Origin of the sequence: Rhizobium sp. BR 362 (assembly GCF_036528765.1) — a bacterium.
Lineage (GTDB): Bacteria > Pseudomonadota > Alphaproteobacteria > Rhizobiales > Rhizobiaceae > Rhizobium.
Window position 1 is genome coordinate 1 of the sequence record NZ_JARWGH010000030.1, and the last position, 24,542, is coordinate 24,542.

Here is a 24,542-nt window from a genome sequence, read left to right on the forward strand (position 1 = left end):
GGGCATGGCTTGCGATTGACGCCATGCACCGTGTTGCCTTCCGCTTCGCTTAACAGCGTCGGCATCCCGGATTTTTCATTTCGCGGCTCTATGGCTGGCCTGCCGGTTTCCCCTGTCAACGCTTCGACGCATACCTCGCGATGTGCGCCGCATGACTCGGGGTCAGAGTGATTCGCCACTTCTTCTCCGTACTGAACTTTCATCAACTATCTTTCATCGGCTTTGCAGCCGCACTAAGCGCTGTTGCCCTAACACGTTAATCAGGTTGCGCCGGACTCGGATTTCGCCTTTTGCTCGACAATAGCATTGAGCGAGTTGGCTTGAGAGGGATGATAATTGTGCCAGTAATCCACAAACGCCCGCAATTTGGGTAGCGCTTGTTTTCGATCCGGAAAATAGATGAAAAAACCCGGACTCGTGGGCATGAACGTTTCGAGGCAGGTTTCGAGGAGACCCTGGCGGATCAGCGGCTCGACAACGCCAGCGATATTGTAGGCTAAACCGACACCTGCCTGCGCGGCTGAAAGAGAAGTCGCGGGTCCATTTACGGTGAGACCTCCTGCCACATCCATCACGAAGCTCCGAGTCCCAATCTCCTCGGTGTGCTCGACAAAATCCCAGCGGTAGACTGCGCCTCCAGCGAGCCGAATATTGATACAGGAGTGACGCTCAAGCTCTTCTGGCCGCAGCGGCTTACCGCGTTTTGCGAAGTAAGCAGGTGACCCCACGACCACCCTCGGAGTGAACCGCGCCGGGTTTGCCGGAGACCCCAACTCGTGAGAAGTAGGGTCTATGACAAGCAAGACGACGAACAAATTCTCTCCTGAAGTTCGTGCCCGCGCCGTTCGGATGGTGACGGAGCATGAAGCCGAACATCCCTCCCGCTGGGCGGCGGTATCATCGATAGCGGCCAAGATCGGTTGCTCGGCGCATACCCTCCATGAATGGGTGAAGAAGGCCGAGGTCGACAGCGGCAAGCGTGCAGGTTTGCCGAGTGACGTGGCGGAGAAGATGAAGGCTCTGGAGCGGGAGAACCGCGAGCTTCGTCAGGCGAATGAGATTCTACGCAAAGCCTCGGCGTATTTTGCCCAGGCGGAGCTCGACCGCCCACTGAAGCGATGATCTCCTTCATCGACGAACACCGCTCGGTGCTCGGGGTCGAGCCGATCTGCAGACTGCTGCCGATTGCCCCGTCCACCTGTTATGAGGTTATCGCCAAGCGCATGGACGTGGACCGCCTATCGGCCCGCGAACGGAATGATATTGCCATGAAAGTCGAGATACGTCGGGTGTTCAACGAGAACTTCCAGGTCTATGGTGTGCGCAAAGTCTGGCGGCAGTTGCAGCGAGAAGGTTACGACATCGCCCGCTGCACCGTCGCTCGGCTTATGAGAATGATGGGGCTTCAAGGCGTCATTCGCGGCAAGCCAGTCAAAACCACTGTGTCGGACAAGTCCGCTCCATGTCCGCTCGACCGGGTGAACCGACAGTTCTGCGCTCCAGCGCCGAACATGCTGTGGTTATCCGATTTCGCGACCTGGCAGGGCTTCGTTTACGTGGCCTTCGTCATTGATGCCTTCGCCCGCCGTATCGTCGGTTGGCGGGCAAGCCGAACGGCCCATGCGGGCTTTGTACTCGATGCCCTCGATCAGGCGCTTCATGATCGGAGGCCCGTTAAACGTGGCGGGCTGGTTCATCATTCCGACCGCGGCTCGCAATATGTGTCCATTCGCTATTCCGAACGGCTGGCGGAGGCGGGCATCGAGCCGTCTGTCGGAAGCGTTGGCGACAGTTACGACAATGCTCTCGCCGAAACGATCAACGGTCTTTACAAGGCAGAGGTCATCCATCGGCGAGGACCATGGCGCAACTTCGAAGCCGTGGAGTTCGCCACGCTCGAATGGGTCGACTGGTTCAACCTCCGCCGTCTTCTGGAACCCATCGGGAATATTCCGCCAGCAGAGGCAGAAGAACGATACTACGCCATGCTGGACGCACCAGCTATGGCCGCATAACTTAAACCAAACGGTCTCCGGCAAACCCGGCGCGGTTCAAACCGCAGAAGCCCTCTGGGGTTATCACTGAGGCGCTGAGCGGCCTCATATGCAGCTTCAACGTAGGCGACGCCCGCTGAAGCCTGCTCCAAAAAGACTTGTCCCGCTTCGGTAAGGCCAACGGAACGCGTTGTGCGCGTGAAGAGCGGTGCGCCCACACGCGCCTCCAGTTGCTTGATCGTCCAACTGATTGCAGCAGGTGTCACGCCGAGTTCAAGCGCAGCAGCAGTAAAGCTCCGTCGTTCCGCGACACGAGTGAAGACGACTATTCCTTCCAGGAGGTCAGCTCTCATTATCAAACTCGCCTTACAAACCCTTTTAGTTTTTTGCAGATTATCAAACCAAACTCCACCGGGTATCTTTAGAGCCTTCGTTAGGAGTTGTCGCCGATGCCTATTGCATCGATCACACGCCGGAACCTCGGCCTCGCTATTGGGGCGACTGCCGTTCTCTTCAGCACAGGAAAAAATACCATGGCACAGACACTGACCGAACGAAGCCAACCAGCGGCGCAGAAAGTCAGTTTTGAAAGCGAGGACGGGTTCGTCGTCGCCAATCTATATCTTCCAGAGGGACATGATCCATCGCGTCGCTATCCGGCCGTCGCGGTCGGTGGTTCGCTAACCTCGGTGAAGGAGCAGATGGGCGGAAATTATGCTGGCGAACTTGCCCGGCGCGGCATCATTGCGCTCGCAATTGATTATCGCAATTACGGCGAGAGTAGCGGTGCGATGCGCCAGTTCGAGGAGCAGGCTTCGAAGGCGGAGGACTTATCGGCCGCGCTTCGGTATTTGAAGAAACGTAGCGACGTGACCGGGACAGGGATTCTCGGGATTTGCACATCAGGGGGCACGGGTCTCTACACGGCTGCGAAGGACCCCAACGTGGGTGCGTTAGCCACCGTTGCAGGGTTTTTCTCCGACCCCGAACTCGGGTTGAAGATGTTCGGCCGTGAAGGTATCGACAACCGGATCGCGGCAGGTCGACAGGCGCGTAAACGATACGACGAAAATGGGGTAATCGAAACGGTCTTCGCGTATATGCCGAACGACAAATCGGCAGTGAGCCCCAGCCCCAGCGAATACTATATGGATCAGTCACGCGGCGGGAGCGTTCGTGCCTGGCGCAACGAGTTTGCGGTTATGGCCTGGGAGCCTTGGCTTGCTTTTGACCCTTTGGCGCAGGCTCCCCATGTTACGGCACCAGCACTCGTCGTTCACTCAGATGGTGCGGCGTTCCCTGATCAGGCTCGCAAAGTGTATGACCTTTTGGCAGGCCCGAAAGACCTTCATTGGATTGAGGGAAAACACTTCGACTTTTACGACCAAGCTGAGACAGTGCGTCAAGCTGCTGACCGGGTTGCGTCACACTTCCACAGCAAGCTCAGTTAAGGCGATGCCGAGGAGAGGTTGTCCAGGTGAAGGTGAAGGGTGCTTTTGTCCATGTTGCCCCTACTGAACGAATGATGCGCCGCATCCGCTTGGCGGAAGGCGGCTCGGGTCATAAAGCGTCAACAGATTAACTAGCTAGTTTCCGTCCACAAACAGGCGTATTTAAGCGCGTTTACAAGGGTTTGTCCTTTGCGGTGAGAGTGGTTTTGGGGCGACGGACAGGATCATGAACGCTTGTGATTGGGCAGTATACAGTTGGCGGCGCTGAGGCGTACGCCACGAGGCCGGCATTGTAGCGACGGCGCAATTCTAAAAGCTGGTCGGAGTTCAGGTCGGTTTGAGGCGGATGAAGAGGACGAGGTTGTAAGCCACGACGGAGGACCAGACGTAGGTCTTGAAGTGGTCAAGGCCCCGCCAGGTGCAGCGTGCCAGGCCGTAGGCACGCTTGAGGCATGATATTCCGGCTTCGATACCGGCGCGGAAGTTGCGCAACTTGCGATAGACCCAATTGCTTCTGACCATGTCCTCGACCTTGAGGCCAGCTTTCTTGTGGAATGCCATGTCGCGAACGCCCCAGGTCTTGGCTGTGGCCAGGTTGCCGCGACTGGCAAAGCCGCCGTCGGCCGCCGCCTGCCGCGGCGCGTTTCCATAGACGGCGATGTGGCGCTCCAGCATCGGCAGCAGCCGCTCGCTGTCGGGCGGATTACCTGCCTCGATCACCAGATCGAGGATCATGCCGCTTCTGCCGGTGGTCAGGTTGAGCTTGTGGCCGTATTCGGTCTCGCGGCTACCTTTGACGATGATATCGGCATGGGGTTCGAACAGGCTTACCAGCTTCTCGCCCGCCGGCAGCTTCTCGCCCGCCAGTACTCGCCGCTCGCTCTGTTTGATGATGCGTTCGATCAGCGGTCGATAGCGGCAAACCTGGGCCTGCCAGAGTTGGACGAGCGGATTGCTCGCCGCTGCCAGTCGCTCGGTTGCCTGCTTCAGGTATGCCAAGGTCGCGCAGGCGATCGCGATCAGCTCACGGTAGAGCCGGACCCGATTGGGCTGACCGCGTGTGAACTGGATCTCGCGGGCACGCTTCTTGGCCGCGCGGCAATGATCGCGCCATGCCAGGCCGGCGCCGACCAAGGTATCTGCCTTCTTCAGCAGGCGCACCATGACCCGCACGGCATCCCACAGCAGGCTGCTGTCGCTCGGTTCGTGCATGAGTGCCGAGGTCACTGTACTGTCCAGCCGCACGACCGTGCCGTCTTCCAGCTTCGCCTGCCGAGCGCTCGACAGCAGCGCCCGATTGATCGCTTCCCAGGTCTCGGGTCGGATCGCGCTGATCGTCTTTTGCAGCACTGACTTTTGCGGGCTCCATGACCACGGCAGGCGCGCAAAGGCCCGAAACGACGCAGAGTCCTCGAGATGGAACGCCAGTTCCTGGTAGCTCAGCTGCCGGTATTGCTTGAGCAATGCGCAACGCAGCACTGCCTCGGCCGGCAGCCCTTGCCGTCCGGTGGCCTTGACGCCGTGCCGACCCAGATCCCGCCCCACCAAGCCAAACAGATCGTGGTGCTCGTCCAGCCACTGCGACATCGACTTCAGTTCGTGGCCGATCTCGTGCGTGGCGAAAAGATCGAATATACTGGCTTGGACGGTGCGTTCCTGGCGCATTGTCGGCTCCGGCGGTTGCAGATTGTGCTTCGGAATCAGTGGCATGAGCCCAAAGTATACCTGAAACCGCCGGGCCTTGCTTGCGCAAAATTCAGATTCACTTAATAATATCAATAASTTGATGTTCGTGGACGGAAACTAGCTAGAGTCGCCAGGCAGAACTTAATAGCCCATTCGAATACCATTCGGCGTGATGGGGCCTGCGAACCGAATCCTGGAAGCGGCGGTTAGGTCGTCGTCTACAAGGACGGCCGGGAAATCGCTGCATTGTCCGCAGGCTCGGTGAGACCGCGAACAATGTCATCGAGCTTACCGGCATGCTGCACGCTACCCAATGGATCATCGATTATTTCAAGAAGGACGAGCCGGCAACGATCTGGCGTGACGCCATGTACGTCGTGAACGGATGCAATGAATGGCGTAACTCCTGGGAGAGATGATTTTGGAGCGCCTGATCGAGGCGATGGAGACGGATATCGCGCAGCCCGTAAGGGTCGGGCCGAAGGCATTCGGAAGCAGCATGCCGCAATACCTCCATTCCGCCGCGGAAAACTTCGCCCGTCGGCGCGAGGACATCATCAAGACCGGTGGCGCCAGAACCCGCGAGGATGAAGCCGCCCAACGCAGGCAAACCGACAAGTCTTTAAGGTTTGTTGTCATAGACCGCAGAGTGGCAGGTCACCGCCGATCTACAATACGGCCGATTATACAAGGAAATTTGTCGAGGAGTGCCTCCTCAAAGGGCGTATATCATTGATGACATTACCATGTTCTAATTCAACAGTCGGCCGTGCCCACGACCGTAATTGAAACGAGCACTTGATGGAAACTCTGCCCCTATCCCTATTCGGATAGGGGCTTTTTGTGGGTGTGCTTGGGCATTGCTGTACGAAATACCGTTGTCATGCAGTCCGATGGTACAACGCGGCCTGTTACTCCCAGGTCTGTCGATTGTACCAATCGTCGATGTCGCGCCGCGCCCGATCTTTTTCCAAGCCGTAGCGTTGTTCTTGGATCTTGCCTTCGAGCTGATCTCGGCGTCCGTCGATTAGATCCAAGGTCGTCATCCGTGAGCTGTCCCCACTGCTCTTTCACCTTGCCCTTGATCTGCTTCCAATTTCCTTCAACTCTATTCCCATCCATGATGTTCTCATCGTAAGGGTTGTCCCTGCAGCGGTAATGTAGATCGGCTATCTTTGTTCGCCAAATAGTTGGAGGGGCCGCCGCGCGAAGCTGGGCAAAGCGAGCGCGCGGAAGCTGGGGTTAGGCCTCCGCTTTGTTTCAAGCATGCAGAAGTGGAATCAAGCCCTGAACGATAGATTCTGCCAATGCTTCCTATCGCTTCGCTATCTGGAAATTTCATAATCAAGGGCTTCTTGCCCCAATCGTCCGACTACGGATCAATGGCAAAGTATTTTACCAAGAAGGGGTTCGCTAAAAGTGGCCATGCACCAGCAAGTCTGGCGAGGTGGCGTTCGTCATGAATGCCTTGCTTATAAAGAGTGACAACGATTGGTGCCAGTCGCTGGGCTTCATTTACATCTTTCATTAGGTTCAATCTTGAGAAAATCTGCTCGAAAGCAAGCTGACAAATCTCTAGGTCACGCAGACCAAAGATTGCCTCATGGTTTCGAATATATTGGGAAAACGGCGAACCATCCTCATCATGCCGCTCCGCCGGGCTGGATACCGGTGACCCCATCTCGGGAGAATCCGAAACCATCCGCTGCTCTCCGATCGTGCATGAGTATACAACGCACGTTTACACTCCAGGCAACATTCTCGCAACCTGAGGCATCATTTCTTTGAGCATCTTCTCGGCGCCGCCACTTTACTGCTGAGCGGGCGTTGTCGCGGGCGGCGTTGTGGTGGTCGGCTGTGTCGTTGTCGTCTGGGCTGGGGCGTTGGGATTTGTCGTGCTGGTGTGGGGCCAGAAAGCCCAGGCGAGAGCTGCGACTACAATAATCCCGAGAATGACAACCCATGGCATCCAAGGTTGGCGACGTACCGGTGTCGTTCTGAGATCTGGGGCACGCTTGTTGATGTCGTTGCTCATCTGAGTACTCCTCTGGGACGTAACCTTTAGCTGCAGCAAAGGTTCCTGACCACGAGGCGTTGCGGTGAAGTTGCGCTAATATTGCGCGCAGTTCATTGGGTTGGTTGATGTCCGTGATCGGATTCATCTCGCAAGTATTTGGCATCGTATAAGAATGGAAGAAGCCGAGCCGTTCCGGGCACAATCTTGGACTCGTCGGCGTCGACCTCGAGGCGAGCTGTCCATCTAATCATGTGGTTGTTGTCGGTCGGGTCCAACGTCGGAAACTTGAGGCGACGGCTTTGATCAGTTGTGACCACATCAATGGTATAGCTATCGTCTTCAAGGTATCGATCTGAGATGATCTCCACATGGAACCGGCCACCTTCCGTCCTGGCATCGCCCTCGTAGCCACATCGCTGGATGCAACCTGGCAAATCACCCCTGACTGTGAATGAGATCAATGTGCCGTCCACCAGGTTGGTTATCCCGTTAAAAGACGGTGGATTTCCTTTGCTCATGGTTATCGAGAGCGTCAGATCGTTGTCGCTGGCCGCAAAGGCAGAAGGGACCATGATGAGCGACAGTGCGGCAACGACGACGGCGTGATGCATAGCAATCCCCCAATTACCGCAATGATTATCGGGAATGATCTAAGAGTCGAGTCAACTATGCGTGCGAGCGTGGCGCCCTGTGAACGGCTCAAATTCATCATCGCCGTGCAGATATTCCAGCTCATGGTCAATGTGGTCGATCGCCCAACAGAGCGCCTCGATCTCGCTTCTCAGGTGCTCGGCCAAGTCCCCGGTGATACTGGCGATATCGGCCGCCGGCAGGGACGCCCTGCTGTTGATAATCTTGATCTCGTCAGCTTCAAGACCGGCAAGGTGGTGCTTCGCCCGCTCGATCTGGAACAACAGCTTGCCGCGGTGATCCAGTAGGTATTCTCTCGTCTCGTCGATCATTTGGGCGTCTCCGAGGGATGTGGCTGTAGCCTTATATGCTTCGAGACCGTGTTCGGTAATCCAAAAATATTCGATATTGTCGATACAATCTCTGGGGACGAAACCGCGGGCCTCCAGACGGCTAACGATATCGTCGCCGCACCCATAAAAGCCCACGCAAGGCGGGCCCGGAAAGGTGGAATGATGGAGGTGATTTAGGAGATGCCGGCCGTGTGACGCGCTGACATCATCTTTGATGCGACAAGGCTAAAATGCCTGATAGGATTTGAGCTTAATCGTGGAGGGGACCATGAAATCAGCGGCAAACGACAAAGAAAATCTGCCGCCCGTCGAGCAGGAGTGGGCCAGCGCCATGCTAGTCATTGCATGGCCGTTTGGGGTTTTTGCCATTGCGCTTTGCTGTAAGTTCTTCGTGTAGCGATTAAGCCCCCGCCTGACCTAACGCTCGGGCCTGGCCAAGACGGTTGTCGGGATGTTGATTTTGGGGATTCTAGCCGTCGTCCCAACAATGATGGTGCAGTCTCTCGTGCCCATAAATCACGCTCTTCGTCACTCGCTCTCAGTTTGAGCAAGCGATCGGTGCCGCTGCGAAGCGCTCCCTGGCTCACGCTTGCGGCTATGCCGGATTGACAAGAGCAGCCGCAACTTCACCAATCGGCAGGTCAATCAGGGTGATGCCGCATTCCGTGCAGAAGCGGCGTTCGTTCTTGGTCATGGTTTTGGCATCAATCACAGCGAAGTGTGGGCCGTTGGAGCGCTTCATGATCTGGCGGGCAAAGATGCGCAACATCTGATCGTCGAAGCGGCAGCCCAGAAAGAAAAAGCCGCGGTTGGTGCGCCGTGCTTTGACGGCTTCGGGGATCGGCGTCTGGATATCGATCTCTGTCAGAACTTCGACATAGTCCGCATCTGACACGAGAAAATTAGCAGCGGGCCGAACGCTTCCATGAGGCGTATACAACACCGTTTTTGCTGCCGGACCGGGCCTGAGTTCCTTTCCGGACAAATCGTAGGTTCTCGTCCATATATCGCGGTTCTCATTTGCCCGCGTAACGCCTTGTATCTCGACCACGTCTGTTCGGCCATTCGCCACGAGAGCCGCGCGCATCGTCCCGTCGTACCAGCTGTCGATGATGAGCGAGAGTGGCAGCGTTGCAAGCCAGGCATGGAGGCCGGTCAGCGGCGCGGATGAGGCGAATATCTCCGCCATCCAGGCTTGAAGCGTCCGACGATGCCTGCGCTGCTCGATAAACTGTGCGACCGACCACATGTTGCTGCGTATCTTGGAAGGTGCTGTCGCCCGTGTGTTAAGAGCTGCTGCAACGCCTTCTGGACCATCAGGTACAGGCGGTGCCGCCGAACTTTGCCGGAGAAGCCCGGGACCGAGATATGGGATTATTGCGTCTGCGGCGAGCGCTTCCTTCAGCAAATAAAGTTGCTTTTCGGCGTAATCGCCCCGGCAGACCAAAAGATGATCGGATTTAGGAAGCACGGGCATGCCGCTGTCGCTTTTTGTCGTTCGTTAGCAGCGTTTAGTCCTCCTCAGATATCTTCTTTGCCTCGACCGTAATGGGCAGGCGCGTGTCCTTTGGCAGATCGGGCAGGGCTAGCCTCCATCCATTCCTAAGCAGCACGCAGCCGCCCCATAGATTTTCATTTTCCATAGCAATGATCGGCTCTTCGAGATCCTTCTTGGAAACATATGCCGATAAGCCGGTTCCGGTTCTGCGGATCATCACTTTCACGGGGCTATTCCTTCCCTGGCGCTGGTAGTCGTTTCGGCAATGCTTGCTGCGGCTTTGTCGAGGCTCGTCAGTTCACGCGCGCGCATGCCGACGATGGTGCCGCGATCCACCCATTCGACCGCATAGATATAGAACTGCTGGAGAAAGGTGCCGATGTCGCGCACATAACCCTCATCGCCCTTTCGCACCAGGTTTTCGCCAACGTCTTTGCCGGGATAGGTGCCGTCATTCTTTATGTGGCGCGTGGCACGAACCCGCTCGCCTGGTAGAAATTGCGGTGAACAGCCGATTTCCACTTCTTGTTCGCGTCCTATGCCCACGGTGGTGCCTCACTTTCTTGAGACTGCTCGGCTTAACCGCGGAGGTCAAACCTTTGGACGAGATATTGCCTTCGGCGGCCAGCGAACAGGCGATCAGGCTGGAACGCAGGTCTTCGGTACCGGACATACCGATGCGCATTGCTGCGTCTCGAAAGCTCCCTCGCATTCTGTGCACTTCTTCGGATCGATCACGTAGTTCTCGCCCATCAGTTCTATCGCACCTGATGGACATTCGAACTCGCAGGCTCCGCACTGGGTGCATTGGGATGCGATGATCTTGAAGGCCATTTTCAACTCCTGAGGAGGTTAAACTAAAAAAAATTCACGCCGTCCCTGTCAGCAGGTCGACTCCAAACTCGGTGGCATAAACCATGCTGATGGCGGTTTCGATGTACTCATAGGTATAAGAGTCCACTGCTCGAATGCCCGCGTCCGCCAACCGCTTTTTAGGGCAATCTCCGATCTTTGCGCAGAGCACGATGTCGATCCCCTCGAGCGCAACTATCACACCGTCGAGTGTAGCGTCGTCACCCCAACCGCCGCGGCAATATTGCTCGACCTTGCGATGCCCCACGAAGGCGATTCCTCTCGGAGAGGCTTCATAAATCTGGAACTCTTTCGCATGGCCGAAATGTTCGTTTATGCGGCCGCCGCCCTTGGTCGCCACCGCGACGTGAAGCGACCCGTCGGGGCCGGCTGCTTTGACCATTTCGATCGCCTCGCTCTTGGCTGCTGCGTGATTGCCTCTCTCCCGCGCCACTACTTCCCGGTATGCCTCGCGATTGCGCTCGTCGTACGAGACTGCATCGGGAATGTGGTCGAGCGTGAATTCTTTGCCACGATCCTCGCCGAGCAGACCGACGGCATCGGCCCGGCATTGCCGACAATGACGCATCAGCTTGGCGCCTTTTTCGAGACGACCTTGAAGCGCCTTCAATTCGATTGCCCGCGGAGCGCGCTGTCCGGTCAGGCCATAGTAAGTGCCGTGCGCTGGGTCCGAAATCAGGGGCATCACATTATGCAAGAACGCGCCGCGCTCTTTCACCCATCTGTTCACCTCGATCAGGTGCTCGTCATTGACCCCGGGTATCATGACCGAATTGACCTTGACGAGGATGCCCCGCGCCGCCAGCATTTCCAAACCCAACATCTGTCGCTTGTGCAGGATTTCGGCGGCTTCGATGCCGGTGTAGCGCCGGTGATTGTAAAAGACCCAGGGATATATCTTTGCGCCGATTTGCGGGTCGACCATGTTGATTGTGATGGTCACGTGATCGACATTCATGCGTGCAAGCTCATCGACATGATCTGGCAATGCTAGCCCGTTGGTGGAGATACACAGCTTGACGTCGGGAATTTCCGCGGCAACTTTTTCGAAGGTCGCCTTGGTTCTCCTCCAGTCGTAACAGGCATCGCCCGGACCGGCGATTCCGACGACCGAAAGCTGCGGCACTTCGTTGGCGACCGAAATAACTTTGCGCAGCGCCTGCTCTGGCGTCAGCTTTTCCGAGACGACACCGGGCCGGCTTTCGTTTGCGCAGTCATATTTCCGATTGCAGTAGTTGCACTGGATATTGCAAGCCGGTGCGACGGCGACGTGCATGCGCGCGAAATAGTGGTGTGCTTCTTCCGAGTAGCAGGGATGATCCTTTATCTTCTCCCATGTCGCTGGATCCATGTCATCCGGTTTTGCGGTTGAGCCGCAGGATGAGGATTTGCAGCTGTCGGACTTCGCATTGGTCAGCCTATTGTCGGACGTTTTGGCGCTGGCCGAGCTATCAAGCGAAATCATCGATGCGGTCATCTAGCAATTCCGTTGCTGGTGAAGATTGCAGTTCAAACTGCAAGACCTATGCCAGGGCCCGGGATTGTCTTATGTCCGGCGTTTTAGTGTTTCGCGTTGGATTGCATACACTTGCTCCCGCACGATTTCGTTCGTTCATGACAATCGGCACATGGATCTCGTCGCGAATGCGACGCGCCTCTGTCACGTAGAGTGCCGAGAGCGCATTTCCGACCTGACGAACGACATAGGCTTAGAACTTTTTCATCTCGATATTGTGCCGGCGCAGAGCATAGCCGACCTGACGGGGCGTGAGGCCGAGCATACGAGCCGCTTTGGCCTGAACCCATCCGACTTTCTCCATTGCCTCGATCAGCCGGTCCCGCTCTGTGAGGCGCGGTGATAGGGCTGGGCAAGCCGGACCATTGGGGTCGCAGGCCTTGAAGGGCGCTACCTCGGGATGCGAGACGCTGCCTGGTTGGGTAGAGAGCGGCGATACTGCCGGCGTTGTTCCACCCCGAGTGAGCTCATCGATAGGCTTACCCTCGCGGCCGCCGCCGTCGCCTTTCCAAAGACGAGCCGAAAGACATTGGTTGTTCTGGCACGCAAAATCCGAGGGAACGATCGTCTTCGAGCGCGCCAACGTCGCCGTCCTACGCACGCAATTTTCCAGCTCGCGGACGTTCCCAGGAAAATAGCATTGCGAAATCAGGTCTAGCGCCTGCGCCGTGAAGGCGTGCTCGCGATTGTTCTCCCGGTTGAAACGGTCGAGAAAGACTTTTGAAAGGCGCGAAATGTCTCCGGGCCGCTCTCTGAGTGGTGGCAAGACGATCGGCACGACATTGATGCGATAGTAAAGGTCGGCTCTGAACTCGCCATTTGCAACAGCCGCCTCGAGGTCCTTGTTGGTTGCGCATACGAGTCTGATGTCGACTTTGAGGGTCTTGGTTCCGCCAACCCGCTCCAGCTCGCCTTCCTGCAGCACGCGCAAAAGCTTGGCTTGAAAGGCAGGCGAAATTTCGCCAATTTCATCAAGGAGCAGCGTTCCGCCATTTGCCAATTCGAAACGCCCCGCGCGCTGCGATACAGCACCGGTGAAAGCGCCCTTTTCATGTCCGAAGAGTTCCGATTCCAGGACACCTTCAGGCAGTGCGGCGCAGTTCAATTTGACAAAAGACTTCTTGCGGCGAGGGGAAAGCTCATGAATGGCCTGTGCGAAAAATTCCTTGCCAGTGCCGCTTTCACCCCGCAGAAGCACTGTGGTATTCGTCATAGCCACCGCAGAGACGATTTCCAACACCCGCCTGACTGCAGGGCTTTCTCCGACGATCCAGTCGACTTTGGCTCTTGAGTTTTGGCTCGGATCATTCCGTCCCCCTTCGGCGGATTTCCGGTGCAGCTGGATGATTTGCGGACCGGACGTGCTCAGGGCTCGGTGGAACGCGATCGTCTGGCCGATAAGATCGGCGACCATGGTAAGGAAGCGAATATCCTCGTTGTGACGCAGTTCAGTGGCGCTGTCCCTGAAGCGGTCGATCCATAACGTCCCGACCAGTTTGTGCGCAGCCCTCAAAGGAACCCCGATAAATGTGATGGGGATCGTGTCGCTGCTCAAAGACGGCTGAGGGTCAGCCCGAAAAAGTTCGGATTTACTGGTCTCCCTTATCACCAGCGGCTGTCCGGTCGTCACGATCTGATCCATTGCAGCCGGTGGGATGGTGTGGCGTGCGCCGGATTGACGAGAATCGGCGACGCCGGCCGACGCGGTAATTTCCGGCTCCCCTTCGCTCGCCCATATAACGATTGCCCCATGACGCATTCGCAAAAACGTGGGGAGGATATTGGCGACCTTGACAAGCGTGATCTCCAGCGGGGCAGCGGCCGTTAGGAGCTTCGATATTTCGTAGATCCCGCTGCAGGAGATTCCGACTTCAGGCGTTTTGCTGGATACCCCGGGCAAAGGTCCAACTTCATCGACGCAATCGCGTAGAATGCGGGTCATTTTCAACACCCCTAGCTGTGTAGAATGCCCCCATTCCAACCACTGTTTGTGCTTATTTGTATAAGCGGAAACTCTAATGGTAGTTTCTGAAATTGCAAGCTGGTTCCTGTCAAAATTGATGCAGCGCCTGGCTGTGACGACATAATGTGTTTTTCAAAAGTTTAACAATAAATTGTTCACCCGAACTTGAAGAGAACACCAAAGCCGCCTCGTGGATAGTTCCACGTGATGTCCCCACTTGCCTCACACAGCACCCTGCATGTGCCGCACTCCATGCAGCCGTCGGCGGCAATCTCCACTTGGCCTTTGTCATTCAGTTCATAGCATTTTGCCGGGCAGATGCGTGTTAGCGCCAAAAGGTTTGCACTCGGATGCTCGTGCGGCCGCACCTTAATGTGCGGGCGTCCCTGATCAACCAGATAGCGATTCTGGAAAAGCTTGTCCTCAACACGCAACTTCGTCACTGCAACGGTCATCCTATTTCTCCTTCAACGCCAAGCCAATGCCAGACGCACCGCGTCGCTGACCAGCCCCCAGCGCGAACGCGCCTTTATGAAAGCGGCCGTTGTCGCCCTTTCATTTTCGATCTTCGGCGTACCATCGACACGCATGAAATTTTTCGAAGCTTCAGACATCAACTTCGGGTATGTCATGAAGAAATTGCGGGAATTGGTATGAAGTAGGGCCGGCATGTCTTTGTATTTCCTAAGATCTTTAATGACAAAGGAATCGTCCAGCATCGTCTTGTATAGTGCGAGGTTTCTTTTGGTCATTCGACCTCCGCGGCTCTTGACCTCGAAAATAGCCTCCCCGGCGATGCGACCTGACGTCATGGCGAGATTGGAACCTTCGCGGTGAACGGCATTGTTGAGCTGTGCTGCGTCGCCGACAACGACCCAGCCATCGCCGAAGAGCGCGGGAATTGCCTTGTACCCACCTTCGGGAATGAGATGAGCTGCATATTCCTTGACTTCCGAATCCGCGATCAGATGTTTGATCGACGGATGGTTCTTGAACGCTTCGAGCAACTCGTAAGGGCTTTCGCACGTTGCGGCGAAGTCGGAGACGAGGCAACCGATGCCAAGAGAGATCGACTCCTTATTGGTATAAAGGAAGGCGAGCCCGGCCATGCCGCGGGAGATGGTGCCGGCCGCCTCGATCACACAACCCTCGTTGCCATGAAGACCGAAGCGCTGATCGATCACGTCTTCTGGCAGAAAATGTATTTCCTTGACAGCGAGAGCCACGCTCTCCGAAGTCGGCGTCTGACGCAAACCGGCCCGGGCGCCGAGCAACCCATTGGCGCCTTCCGCAAGAACGACCGTGTCCGCAAGTATGACATCGCCAGTACGGTCAGTGCGCACGCCGATCACCTTGCCCCCTTCCTGGGCAAGTTCTGTCGCCGTCGTCTCGCAAAGGACTGTCGCTCCCGCCTCACGCACCTTACGCGAAAACCAACGGTCGAACTGAGCGCGAATGATTGTATAGCGCTCTGGCGTCGACTCGTTGAAATCATCCGATCGGTATTGGATCCCAACGTGGGATGTGTCATCCATCATCCAGAAGCGCTGCTCGACGAGATGCCGCTCAAGAGGCGCATCATCTCGAAAATTCGGGATGATTTTCTCCAGCATGTTCGCGTACATGATTGCGCCCTGGACGTTCTTTGAGCCCGGATACTCGCCACGCTCCAATTGCAGGACTTTCAAGCCACGGCTCGCCATGGTGTAAGCAGCCGCATTCCCGGCCATGCCCGCGCCAATCACGATGGCGTCAAACTTTTCCCCGCTCATAACCCGTGCCCCCTAATTCGCAAGCTTATCGCGACTGTGCGGCGACAGCCGTTGGGTGAAAACATCAGTGAGGGCCGGCAAGAAGCGGATCGCATCCGTCACGACGCCAACGTGGGCGAAGTCGAAAATCGGCGCGTTCGGATCGGTGTTGATCGCCACAATGAGATCAGCGCCCTCGACGCCAACCCGGTGCTGAATGGCGCCGGAAATCCCGGCCGCTATATAGAGCTTCGGCCGGATAGTCTTACCCGTTTGCCCGATCTGCCGATCAGCCGGCATCCAGCCTTTCTGGACCAGCGGCCGTGAACAGCCGTATTCGGCTCCAATTACCCGCGCGAGATTCTTCGCCAGCTTCAGGTTCTCCGATGTTCCAAGACCGAGGCCGCCGCCCACCACCACATCGGCATAGGCGAGATTGGAATTTGTCGATTGCACGTCGGAAATGAACCCGAGGACTTTGGTGACGATCTCCTCCTCGACCATCAGGACCCCATGCTGAATGACGCAGCCGATAGGCTTGTTCGTGCGCTGCGGCATCGCCATGACCCTTGGCCGCACTGTCGCCATCTGCGGTCTGCAGTTGAGCGTGTAGATTGTGCATAGTAGAGAGCCGCCGAAAGTCGGCCGCGTTGCGGCAAGCGAACCGTCCGCATCCACATCGAGTTCGGTGCAGTCCGCGGTGAGCCCCGTCAACAAGGTCGTCGCCACGGAACCGGCAAGGTCGCGACCAAGCGTCGTCGCACCGAGAAGCAGGATCTCGGGTTGGTAAGTGGCGACGAGATTTGTCAGAGCTTTGGTGAAGGGCTCGTTCCTATAGTCTTCGAGCAGGGGGTTCTCCACCAGATACGCAACGTCGGCGCCATAGGCAAACGCCTCTGCGATGGCCAGCTGCGTGGCGTCCCCCGGAGGTCCGAGCACGACACCTGCGAGTTTGACGCCAAGCTTGTCCGCCAGCTTGCGGCCTTCTCCCAGCAGTTCGAAGGAGACGGGATGGACATTTCCGCGCTCCACTTCGATGAAGACCCAAACATGGCGGTAGTCTTTGAAATGATCGGGCAGTTCTTTCTTCATTCCCGCGCGGCCGACGGCTGGGCGCGGTATTTCTTGATTTGCGGTCAACGTCATGGCTCCTTGCCGTTATGCGCTGGCGTCGAAGGCGAGTTCGTGTTCGAGCGCCGGCTGACGGGCGAAGATTTCGACAATCAACTCATCAGCAAGATCGCCGAGCGCCTTATCGGTGGTGGTGATTTGCCCTGCCTTTTCCGTCCTTACTGTCGGGGCAAAGACGCGTTTGACGACCGTCGGCGAACCACGCAGTCCACACTTGCTGAGGTCCTCGATGCCGGCGTCGCCCGCGCTCCATTTTACGATCTGACTGCGTGCGGCACGTAGCGCGTCATCAAGCGAGCCGCGGCGGATTTCGTTGGTGCCTTCCAGCATAGTGATGAGGCAGGGAAGCCTGCCATGCAGCATCTGGGTACCGCCTTCCGAACGGCGGTCGACCTTAATTTCGCGTGCATCAAGATCGAGGGAGCAAATCTTCGAAACGTAAGTGAGTTGCAGGAGGTCGAGGCGCTTAGCAATGCCCGGCCCGACTTGGGCAGTGTCGCCGTCGATGCTCTGCTTGCCCGTGAAAACGATGTCGGGGGCGCCGAAGGTCTCGCCGATTTTTGCAATCGCCTGCGACAAAGCAAAGGAAGTCGCCAGGGTATCGGATCCCGCAAAATAGCGGTCGGTCAACAATACCGCCCGATCCGCACCGTAAGTGAGCGCCTTGCGCAACGAATCCTCTGCCATGGGCGGGCCCATCGTGAGCACGGTGACCTCGCCGCCATGCACGTCACGCAACCGCAGTGCTTCTTCAAGGGCGAATAGATCGTAAGGATTTATGATGGTCGGCACACCCTGGCGCATGATCGTGTTCGTTACAGGATGGACGCGAATCTGTGCGGAGTCCGGCACCTGCTTGATACAGACTACGACGTGCATGTGGTCTCCTAGCTGCTGTTAAATGGCGGGTTTGGCGCTTCGTGTCCTCTAAAGCACTATCTGTGCCAAGGTTTTTGAATGTGGCATCCCTTTGAAATTTCAATGATTTATGCTGAGGTGCCGACACTGGACTCGCCATTGTCGGCTTCGCGACATCGTTCAAGCCGGAACCATGTCGCATTCACTCCCTGCCGAAACGCTTCAAGATAGAATCGAATGGCACGAACGTGTGACCCGGTTGGGCAGGCTTGGCCGGATTGTGATCGTTGAGCACCTTGAAGACCCGGTGCGCAAGTGGCGAGGACGTCGCAAAATCTTCGTAGGCGCGTTCAAGCATGGCGCGTGCTCTGGCAGCAATCACCTGTTCCGGGAGATCGGCGAAATCCTCTTCGGCGAGGTATTGTCCCATCCGCTTCATGATGTGAAGCCGCGAGACGTCAAGCACCTTCGGATCATAGGCGACGTCAAGCAGCGCGAAAAACTCCTCCGCGGCAGACAGATTTTTCAACCGCGCGAGGATTTCGGCCGTATCGCTGGTTCGACTGGCGTTGCAAAAACTGTTCATAACATTCTCCCCGTTTGGAACGATGCTCTGTGGTGCTCCGGTGCGATGACCCGCGGTCGCGAAAGCCCCGCAGGAAAAGTGCTCGCTCTTACGGCTACAAGTGGCTTTGCCAGTCCGAGCTCTTCTGCCTCGCAACAGCGACGAACATCGCCTGGTTCCGTCAAGCCAGATCGAGTCTTCAGAAAGTGAACCGCTTCATGAGGTGTTTCCGTCCGTCTCCGTAGGCTTCATAAAAGCCAAAGGTCTTCGCCGCTTTGCCGGCGTCGGCTTAAACGAAGAACCATCTCGTAAACTGCCGACGATTCCGGGTAAGACATCGAGCACGCGATCTATATCCTCCTCGCAATTATCACGCGACAGGGAGAAGCGAATGACCCCGTGGCTCGAGATATCGGGAATGTTCATCGCGGTCAGGACATGGCTCGGCTGCGGCGACTGAGAAGTGCAAGCCGAGCCGGAAGAACAGGCGATGCCATAGCGGTCGAGGAGAAGCAGTAAGCCATCACCGTCGACTTGGTCGAAGGCGATGTTGGAGGTGTTCGGCAACCGCTTTTGCTTATCGCCGGTGACGAACGCATCTGGGATGCGCTGCAGAAGCCCTCTTTCCAGGCGATCTCGCAGCGATCTTACTCGTCCGTTCTCTTCCTTCATGAAGCTCGACGCAAGTTCAGCGGCCTTGCCGAGCCCGACGATGCCAGCGGTATTTTCCGTGCCGGCGCGCCGGTCGCGCTCCTGATGTCCCCCCTTGATCATCGGATCGAAGCGCACGCCGCGCTTTACCCAAAGCGCACCAATCCCTTTGGGTCCGTGCAGCTTGTGGCCCGAGAGCGACAACATGTCGATCGCACTCGATTTCAGGTCCATCGGCAGCTTGCCGACCGCCTGCACTGCGTCTGTATGGAAAAAAGCGCCAACTTCCTTGGCCAACTTAGCGAGGTCAGCGACAGGAAAAATCGCGCCCGTTTCATTGTTTGCCCACATGATCGAGACGAGTGCAACATGTGGGGTGAGGGCAGCCCGGTATGTGCGCAGGTCGAGGCGACCATGCCGATCGACTGGAATCCTGTGCACCTTTATGCCACGCGTCCTCTCAAGGTGCGCGCAGAGCGTTAGCACGGCCGGATGCTCGACTGCGGACGTCACGATCTGTGTGCGATCGGGCATGATTTCGAGCGCTGACAGGATCGCTGCATTATCGCTTTCCGTGCCGCCGGAGGTAAAGACGATCTCATGCTCGAACTCTGCACCGATCAAAGCTTGCAATCGTTTGCGCGCGGTCATTATCGCGGCACTTGCCGAGGCACCAAAACTGTGACTGGACGAAGGATTGGCAAATTGATCAGTAAAGAACGGCAACATCGCTTGTACGACTTCAGGATCAACTCGCGTCGTTGCATTGTTGTCGAGATAGACAGATCTCATGGAAGCGATCCTCAGTTGGCGGAGTGACCTCGGGTAGGCTCCGTCGTTCACCGCTCGGGCAAGAACAATCGCCGCAGCGTTCGATTGGTCGAATTGGCTGCAGGAACGTTATCTGGCAATTTCAGGCTCCGGTGAACTTTGTTCAGGCGAGCTCCAAGCATCCTCGATCCGCGGCGACATGCCGCCGAAAAACCCCGTCGGTTACAAAGATATTTCTTGGACCTCGAGTACGCTGCCTTCCTTTGTGCCTGCCGACAAACTCGTCTCTGACCTAACGAGGCCTTCAATGAACAGCGCCGCAGGGACCGTAACAGTCGCTTCTTCGACAGCTGTGAAGCATGTGACCGGATCGCGCGACTTTGCGCCACACATGAGGCAAACGGCGACGGCGAGGTGGATGGCGGCCGGTCGACAACATACGTTAAGTCGCAATTGATGTTTCGAATGGCTTCATAGGCGCTCTTGCCCACAATAAATTCGATGAACTCGGACGAGCAGGCGATCGCGAAACGGGTTCGGAGCGACTGCAGTGTTGCGGCACTGATCGCTTCCGTCGGCCGATCGAATCCCATCATTAATTCAACCGCATCCCCAGATGCGACCTTGTTTTCAGATTTGGCTGTTTGCAGAATGCGGGCGCCCTTGTGATCGCAAAATGATGTCTTGAGCTTGCCGCGATACTTCCGCATGACTTTTCACACCAACCCCGGATGGTCAGGCAAAGGACTTACCACAAGCGCACATCTCTGCCGCGTTGGGGTTGTCGAAGACAAATCCTGAGGACTCCAGCCGTGTAACGAAGTCCACCGTCATGCCGTTGACGTGTGGTTGAGAGCCTACGTCCACGAACAGTGTAATCCCGCCTGTTTCGATGATCGCATCGCCCTCGCGTGGGCCGCTCTCCGGTCCCATCAGGTATTTGAGCCCGGCGCAGCCGCCGGTCTCGACCGCGATGCGCAGGCCTTCGGCCGGCTCGTCCGCTCGGCTGAGCGCAATCTTCATGGCGGCAACGGCGTTCTCTGTGAGCGTGATCATAAATATGGTTCTCATTGGTCGTCGGGAAATTTGCAAATGACCTTGCATGTGCCGTGCCAAAGAGAAAAGCATTGAGCAGGCGTCGGATCTTCCGCTGGCAATATGCATGCGCATGCCCGACAATGTCCGACATCACTGAACGTCCAACATCAAAAAGGAGCAGTCACCCGTGATTTGGGGACGCCCGCCAAAGACATCACTGCGCCATTTTCACGCCGTTGCCGTCATCGTAGCTGGGAAAAGGTTTGTAGCAGGCGCACCGGGAAAGGCCCTGGGTACCAACAACGATTGTCTGGTTTGTCGATTAGCCGACATTTTGCGTTGGCCAATCTGTATTTGCACGCTCATCACGTTGTTGAGAAACTCCCGGAGAGTTGTGCCGACGCTGTTTATCGCCAGGCTGGCATAATTTTTGAAGCTTTCTCGTCATGGCCGCTATAGCTGCAGGCGACCTTGATCAATGAAACGAAGGAGCAAAAGCGCCGTGTCAGATCAGCATCAATTCCAGATCTTAAAGGGAAAGAGCATCAGTCCCAGGATACTAATGTCTGATCGGTGGCGACATTCACAGTCATCCAATGCCAGGCTATGGCTGCGAATGGGCTTGGAGATAGACTTTGACGACTATGTACTTACCTGTGTCTTTTCGCGAGCGCTTCAGGAGATTGAAGCTGGCCAGGCGTCGGCGACCGAGGCGACCGGGCTTTCTCGCGCCGAGCTGCGGGACATCCTGACACGAAGTTTTCATGCCAAGCTCATCGACGCCTTTTTTCCGGAAGAGGCGAGCGATCCAGAGCTCGGCACGGAGGAAGAGCTCCTGCGTGACTTGCTACTTTCGCATGCCCGTCCAAACGATCCATTCAGCGCCCGGTTTGCTAAAATCATTGCCCGCCGTGCCCTGCGCGACGACCATCTATGGCAGGACCTTGGTCTATTTGACCGAGCCGAGCTTGGTCGGTTGTTTGCCATGCATTTTCCGACGCTAGCGGCAGGCAATACCAACAATATGAGGTGGAAGAAGTACCTTTACCGCAAGCTCTGCGAGGCTGAAGGTTTCTCGCTCTGCGCCGCTCCCAGCTGTCAGGAATGCAGTGATTTTAACGCGTGCTTCGGCCCCGAAACGGATGAAGCCCGTCGTTAAGTCGCTTTCGCGAGCAGTGCAAGATCGTCAGCGCTTGGTCGGCGCCTATACAAATCCCGCACGGATCTCTCGACGACGTTGAACGGAAGAGGGGATATTCATTGCTTCCCGGTATTTTGCGACGGTGCGGCGCGCAATATCGATCCCGCTTTCCCGAAGTTGGGCGACCATATTGTCGTCGGAGAGCACACTGTCCTCCGTTTCCGCGGCGATCATTGCCCTGATGCGATGGCGGATCGCTTCGGCCGAGTGTGCCTCGCCGCCTTCCGAGGATGCAATCGCGACCGTGAAAAAATACTTCAGTTCGAACACGCCGCGAGGGGTGAGCATGTATTTGTTCGAAGTCACACGGCTCACCGTCGACTCATGCATCTCGATCGCGTCGGCGACAGTCTTAAGATTGAGAGGCCGAAGATAGGCAGTGCCGCGTTCCAGAAAGACATCCTGCTGGCGGACGATTTCAGTTGCTACCTTAAGGATCGTCTTGGCCCGCTGATCGAGGCTGCGAACCAACCAGTTCGCGTTCTGGAAGCATTCGTTGAGGAATGCCTGATCACCGGTATCATGCGCGGTCAGACGAGAGACTTCGGCAAAATAGGTTTGGTTGATGAGCACCTTGGGCAACATCTCGGGATTGAGTTCGATCTGCCACCCGCCTGCGGTCGAGGGCAGAACTCGAACGTCCGGTATGATGGCCTCCGGCCGTCCCGATTGGAACCGGTTTCCGGGCCTCGGATCGAGTGTCCGGATCTCATGCAACATGTCGAGAAGGTCGTCGTCGTCGACACCGCAGCGCCGCTTCAATGCGCGAAAGTCACGTTGTGCAACCAACTCAAGATTTGCGACCAGCGCTTCCATAGCAGGGTCGAACCGATCTTGCTGCCGTAACTGTATCTCGAGGCATTCCCTAAGAGTTCGTGCAAAGATTCCAGGTGGATCGAAATGCTGCAAGGTCGCGAGGACTCGCTCGACGTCAGCCTCGTGGACACCCAGCCTTGCCGCCAGCTCTGATAGGTGCACCTGAAGATATCCAGTGCTTTCCAGATGATTGGCAAGCGCACCGGCAATCAGCCGATCTCGTGAGCTGAATGCTGTGAGGGCGATCTGCCGGGCGACATCGTCGTGCAATGTTTCAGTAGAAGCAGCAAACTCCTCGAAGCCCGGCGGGTGCTCTGACGACGCGTTGGCGGAACTTCGAATTGATTTCCATTCTCCAAGTGGCTCGGGAGCCTCGAGCCTTGTCGGCGCATCAACCTTGCCATCGTGTGTGGCACTATCGGGCCTGTTCTCCGAGGTCGAGACGACATCGTCAGAGGCGATGCCGTCACTTGAAGCCAGTTCTAGAAACGGGTTCTTCTCCAATTCCTGCTCGATGAACTGATGCAGTTCGCCATGCGCCAGTTGCAGCAAGCGAATAGATTGGATGAGCTGAGGCGTAATAACCAGCGATTGCTTTTGGCGCTGGAGAAGGTTTGCTAAATACTGCATCCTAAGAGAGAAACCCCTATCGATCTTGGTACTTAGTCGCGCGAATTTTTCATTTTATGAGGCTTCAGTCCTCCGGTGCTTATGCTGCGGCCGTGGCCTTCAGCGTTTCCAGGACGTTTTGCGGCGATGAAATGCCGTAGGGATCGGTTTGACAGTTGTCCGAGAAGCCTTCTTCCTCAAACCACTGCTCTACCACGCCGTTATCGACCAGCGCCGCGTAGCGCCAGGAGCGCATTCCGAAACCGAGATTGTGCTTGGCAACGAGCATGCCCATCTTGCGAGTAAATTCTCCCGACCCGTCAGGGATGAGCTTGACGTTGAGAAGCCCTACGGACTTGCCCCAGGCGTTCATGACGAATGCATCGTTTACGGAGAGACAGTAAATCTCATCGATGCCCTTCTTTTGAAACTCCCCATAAAGCCTTTCGAAATCCGGTAGCTGTTGGTTGGTGCAGGTGGGGGTGAAGGCGCCTGGCAGCGAAAACAAGATGACGCGCTTGCCGCGGAAATAGTCGTCGGATGTCTTGTCTTTCCACCGATAAGGGTTCGGCCCTGGTAGGGCCTCATCGCGAACACGCGTCCGGAATGTGACGAAGGGAACCTTCTTTTTGATGTTCATCTAACTGTTCCTCATACCGACAATTGACGCGATGTTTGGCGATTGCGGCTGCATATCCGATCTCGGTCGATATATATTGATCAAGCAAGCGCCATGCCATTTGCCTTAAATGCAGAAAATCATTGTACTGCCGGAAGGAGCCTGGGTTTGAGTAGGAGCGCCTCCGACAAGGGCGCTGACCCAACCTTCTCACCTCGAATGACCTCCGCCGCGGTGACATCGGTTGGGTCGCTTGTTATCGGCAAGCGTCCGATGTTCGCAAAAGACGGAACCGTTTCGGATAGTCATGTCAGATCCTTGAACGAGCACCGCCGGCAGGCTTTGACGTGGCCGCCGTGCTCGCGTTCTTAGGCATAGCGATTTGCCGAGACAGCTCTTCTCATTGCACCGACTGATGTGCCGCTGTTGTTGCTCTCGATCATATCAAGATCGGGACGTGCGCCACCCTCCAGCTCTTCGGCAAGGCGCCCGCGTGTCCGGTCGCAATGAGATTAAAAGTTCGTGCCGTGTCATCGCTATTGAATGATTAG

Annotated in this window: 28 protein-coding genes, 2 pseudogenes and 1 other annotated feature; of the genes and pseudogenes, 4 read left to right on the plus strand and 26 right to left on the minus strand. The window is 56.6% G+C overall.

Annotated features, from left to right (window positions below; translation table 11 throughout):
- Both QDY28_RS24630 and QDY28_RS24635 read right to left on the minus strand, forming a co-directional pair.
- Window positions 1-203, minus strand: a pseudogene (locus QDY28_RS24630) (group II intron reverse transcriptase/maturase); the annotation flags it as partial.
- A 57-nt stretch (window positions 204-260) separates the two neighbouring features.
- Entirely contained in the window at window positions 261-728 is a 468-nt protein-coding gene (locus QDY28_RS24635) for a LysR substrate-binding domain-containing protein (protein ID WP_285170460.1), read from the minus strand.
- A gap of 64 nt (window positions 729-792) precedes the next feature.
- Here QDY28_RS24635 and QDY28_RS24640 point away from each other — a divergent pair.
- Window positions 793-2,015 (plus strand): IS3 family transposase gene (locus QDY28_RS24640; RefSeq protein ID WP_184806348.1). Its coding sequence is split into 2 segments (ribosomal slippage): window positions 793-1,084 and window positions 1,084-2,015, totalling 1,224 coding nucleotides; the frame shifts between segments, so codons are not numbered across the junction.
- Window positions 1,077-1,193, plus strand: a sequence feature (AL1L pseudoknot). (Overlaps the previous gene by 117 nt.)
- On the opposite strand, the gene QDY28_RS24645 is transcribed toward QDY28_RS24640, so the two are convergent.
- Window positions 1,979-2,347, minus strand: a complete 369-nt coding sequence (locus tag QDY28_RS24645; protein ID WP_246802383.1) for a LysR family transcriptional regulator — start codon at window positions 2,345-2,347, stop codon at window positions 1,979-1,981. The genes QDY28_RS24640 and QDY28_RS24645 overlap by 37 nt on opposite strands.
- A gap of 180 nt (window positions 2,348-2,527) precedes the next feature.
- On the opposite strand from QDY28_RS24645, the gene QDY28_RS24650 reads away from it, so the two are divergent.
- On the plus strand, window positions 2,528-3,445 hold the full coding sequence (locus QDY28_RS24650) for an alpha/beta hydrolase (RefSeq protein WP_246802382.1): 918 nt from the start codon (window positions 2,528-2,530) through the stop codon (window positions 3,443-3,445).
- 327 nt (window positions 3,446-3,772) lie between these two features.
- Here QDY28_RS24650 and QDY28_RS24655 read toward each other — a convergent pair whose 3' ends face one another.
- From QDY28_RS24655 to QDY28_RS24685, 7 genes and pseudogenes are all read right to left on the minus strand, one after another.
- A complete protein-coding gene (locus QDY28_RS24655; protein ID WP_184806401.1) occupies window positions 3,773-5,110 on the minus strand; it encodes an ISNCY-like element ISRtr6 family transposase in 1,338 nt (445 codons plus the stop codon).
- 346 nt (window positions 5,111-5,456) lie between these two features.
- The gene (locus QDY28_RS24660; protein WP_184805638.1) at window positions 5,457-5,732 is read right to left on the minus strand and encodes a hypothetical protein; all 276 of its coding nucleotides are present in this window, start codon (window positions 5,730-5,732) and stop codon (window positions 5,457-5,459) included.
- A 310-nt stretch (window positions 5,733-6,042) separates the two neighbouring features.
- A pseudogene (locus QDY28_RS24665) lies at window positions 6,043-6,253 on the minus strand (CsbD family protein).
- Window positions 6,254-6,503: 250 nt separating this feature from the next.
- Entirely contained in the window at window positions 6,504-6,833 is a 330-nt protein-coding gene (locus QDY28_RS24670; protein WP_246802345.1) for a hypothetical protein, read from the minus strand.
- 108 nt (window positions 6,834-6,941) lie between these two features.
- On the minus strand, window positions 6,942-7,166 hold the full coding sequence (locus tag QDY28_RS24675; protein ID WP_184805636.1) for a hypothetical protein: 225 nt from the start codon (window positions 7,164-7,166) through the stop codon (window positions 6,942-6,944).
- A gap of 92 nt (window positions 7,167-7,258) precedes the next feature.
- Entirely contained in the window at window positions 7,259-7,759 is a 501-nt protein-coding gene (locus QDY28_RS24680) for a hypothetical protein (protein ID WP_246802344.1), read from the minus strand.
- A gap of 51 nt (window positions 7,760-7,810) precedes the next feature.
- Window positions 7,811-8,110, minus strand: coding sequence for a hypothetical protein (locus QDY28_RS24685; RefSeq protein WP_037136675.1), 300 nt, complete (start codon window positions 8,108-8,110; stop codon window positions 7,811-7,813).
- Between the two features lie 289 nt (window positions 8,111-8,399).
- On the opposite strand from QDY28_RS24685, the gene QDY28_RS24690 reads away from it, so the two are divergent.
- On the plus strand, window positions 8,400-8,528 hold the full coding sequence (locus QDY28_RS24690) for a hypothetical protein (protein WP_276307846.1): 129 nt from the start codon (window positions 8,400-8,402) through the stop codon (window positions 8,526-8,528).
- A 198-nt stretch (window positions 8,529-8,726) separates the two neighbouring features.
- Here the strand turns inward: QDY28_RS24690 and QDY28_RS24695 are convergent, their stop codons facing one another.
- The 14 genes from QDY28_RS24695 to QDY28_RS24760 all read right to left on the minus strand — a co-directional run bounded on the left by QDY28_RS24695 (window position 8,727) and on the right by QDY28_RS24760 (window position 20,764).
- A complete protein-coding gene (locus tag QDY28_RS24695) occupies window positions 8,727-9,608 on the minus strand; it encodes an SIR2 family NAD-dependent protein deacylase (protein ID WP_004126018.1) in 882 nt (293 codons plus the stop codon).
- Window positions 9,609-9,642: 34 nt separating this feature from the next.
- Window positions 9,643-9,855, minus strand: a complete 213-nt coding sequence (gene nifT, locus QDY28_RS24700; RefSeq protein ID WP_004126022.1) for a putative nitrogen fixation protein NifT — start codon at window positions 9,853-9,855, stop codon at window positions 9,643-9,645.
- Window positions 9,852-10,175 (minus strand): nitrogen fixation protein NifZ, encoded by a 324-nt coding sequence (locus QDY28_RS24705; protein WP_004126025.1) that lies wholly within the window; start codon window positions 10,173-10,175, stop codon window positions 9,852-9,854. Before QDY28_RS24705 ends, nifT begins: the two co-directional genes overlap by 4 nt.
- A 93-nt stretch (window positions 10,176-10,268) precedes the next feature.
- Window positions 10,269-10,463: a 4Fe-4S binding protein gene (locus QDY28_RS24710; protein WP_184805633.1), complete on the minus strand. Its 195-nt coding sequence runs from the start codon at window positions 10,461-10,463 to the stop codon at window positions 10,269-10,271.
- A gap of 34 nt (window positions 10,464-10,497) precedes the next feature.
- Complete coding sequence (gene nifB, locus QDY28_RS24715; RefSeq protein ID WP_120670799.1) at window positions 10,498-11,979, minus strand: nitrogenase cofactor biosynthesis protein NifB; 1,482 nt, start codon at window positions 11,977-11,979, stop codon at window positions 10,498-10,500.
- A gap of 232 nt (window positions 11,980-12,211) precedes the next feature.
- Complete coding sequence (nifA, locus tag QDY28_RS24720; protein ID WP_004126033.1) at window positions 12,212-13,960, minus strand: nif-specific transcriptional activator NifA; 1,749 nt, start codon at window positions 13,958-13,960, stop codon at window positions 12,212-12,214.
- 176 nt (window positions 13,961-14,136) lie between these two features.
- Window positions 14,137-14,436 (minus strand): ferredoxin family protein, encoded by a 300-nt coding sequence (locus QDY28_RS24725; protein ID WP_004126035.1) that lies wholly within the window; start codon window positions 14,434-14,436, stop codon window positions 14,137-14,139.
- Window positions 14,437-14,448: 12 nt separating this feature from the next.
- Window positions 14,449-15,753 (minus strand): FAD-dependent oxidoreductase, encoded by a 1,305-nt coding sequence (locus tag QDY28_RS24730; RefSeq protein WP_004126038.1) that lies wholly within the window; start codon window positions 15,751-15,753, stop codon window positions 14,449-14,451.
- Window positions 15,754-15,765: 12 nt separating this feature from the next.
- On the minus strand, window positions 15,766-16,878 hold the full coding sequence (locus QDY28_RS24735; RefSeq protein WP_004126048.1) for an electron transfer flavoprotein subunit alpha/FixB family protein: 1,113 nt from the start codon (window positions 16,876-16,878) through the stop codon (window positions 15,766-15,768).
- 12 nt (window positions 16,879-16,890) lie between these two features.
- Complete coding sequence (locus QDY28_RS24740) at window positions 16,891-17,742, minus strand: electron transfer flavoprotein subunit beta/FixA family protein (protein WP_184805630.1); 852 nt, start codon at window positions 17,740-17,742, stop codon at window positions 16,891-16,893.
- 181 nt (window positions 17,743-17,923) lie between these two features.
- Window positions 17,924-18,307, minus strand: coding sequence for a nitrogenase stabilizing/protective protein NifW (gene nifW, locus QDY28_RS24745; RefSeq protein WP_004126055.1), 384 nt, complete (start codon window positions 18,305-18,307; stop codon window positions 17,924-17,926).
- Between the two features lie 195 nt (window positions 18,308-18,502).
- Window positions 18,503-19,729, minus strand: a complete 1,227-nt coding sequence (gene nifS / locus QDY28_RS24750; protein ID WP_004126059.1) for a cysteine desulfurase NifS — start codon at window positions 19,727-19,729, stop codon at window positions 18,503-18,505.
- Window positions 19,730-19,776: 47 nt separating this feature from the next.
- Complete coding sequence (locus tag QDY28_RS24755) at window positions 19,777-20,418, minus strand: iron-sulfur cluster assembly scaffold protein (RefSeq protein WP_120764277.1); 642 nt, start codon at window positions 20,416-20,418, stop codon at window positions 19,777-19,779.
- Between the two features lie 25 nt (window positions 20,419-20,443).
- The gene (locus QDY28_RS24760) at window positions 20,444-20,764 is read right to left on the minus strand and encodes an iron-sulfur cluster assembly accessory protein (RefSeq protein ID WP_004126065.1); all 321 of its coding nucleotides are present in this window, start codon (window positions 20,762-20,764) and stop codon (window positions 20,444-20,446) included.
- A 484-nt stretch (window positions 20,765-21,248) separates the two neighbouring features.
- Here QDY28_RS24760 and QDY28_RS24765 point away from each other — a divergent pair, with 484 nt between their 5' ends.
- A complete protein-coding gene (locus tag QDY28_RS24765; RefSeq protein ID WP_004126068.1) occupies window positions 21,249-21,905 on the plus strand; it encodes a nitrogen fixation protein NifQ in 657 nt (218 codons plus the stop codon).
- Between the two features lie 45 nt (window positions 21,906-21,950).
- Here QDY28_RS24765 and rpoN read toward each other — a convergent pair whose 3' ends face one another.
- Window positions 21,951-23,393 carry an RNA polymerase factor sigma-54 gene (gene rpoN, locus QDY28_RS24770; RefSeq protein ID WP_120764276.1) on the minus strand — a complete coding sequence of 481 codons (1,443 nt, stop codon included), beginning with the start codon at window positions 23,391-23,393 and terminating at the stop codon, window positions 21,951-21,953.
- 79 nt (window positions 23,394-23,472) lie between these two features.
- Window positions 23,473-24,012, minus strand: a complete 540-nt coding sequence (locus QDY28_RS24775; protein WP_004126073.1) for a peroxiredoxin — start codon at window positions 24,010-24,012, stop codon at window positions 23,473-23,475.
- Window positions 24,013-24,542 lie beyond the last annotated feature (530 nt).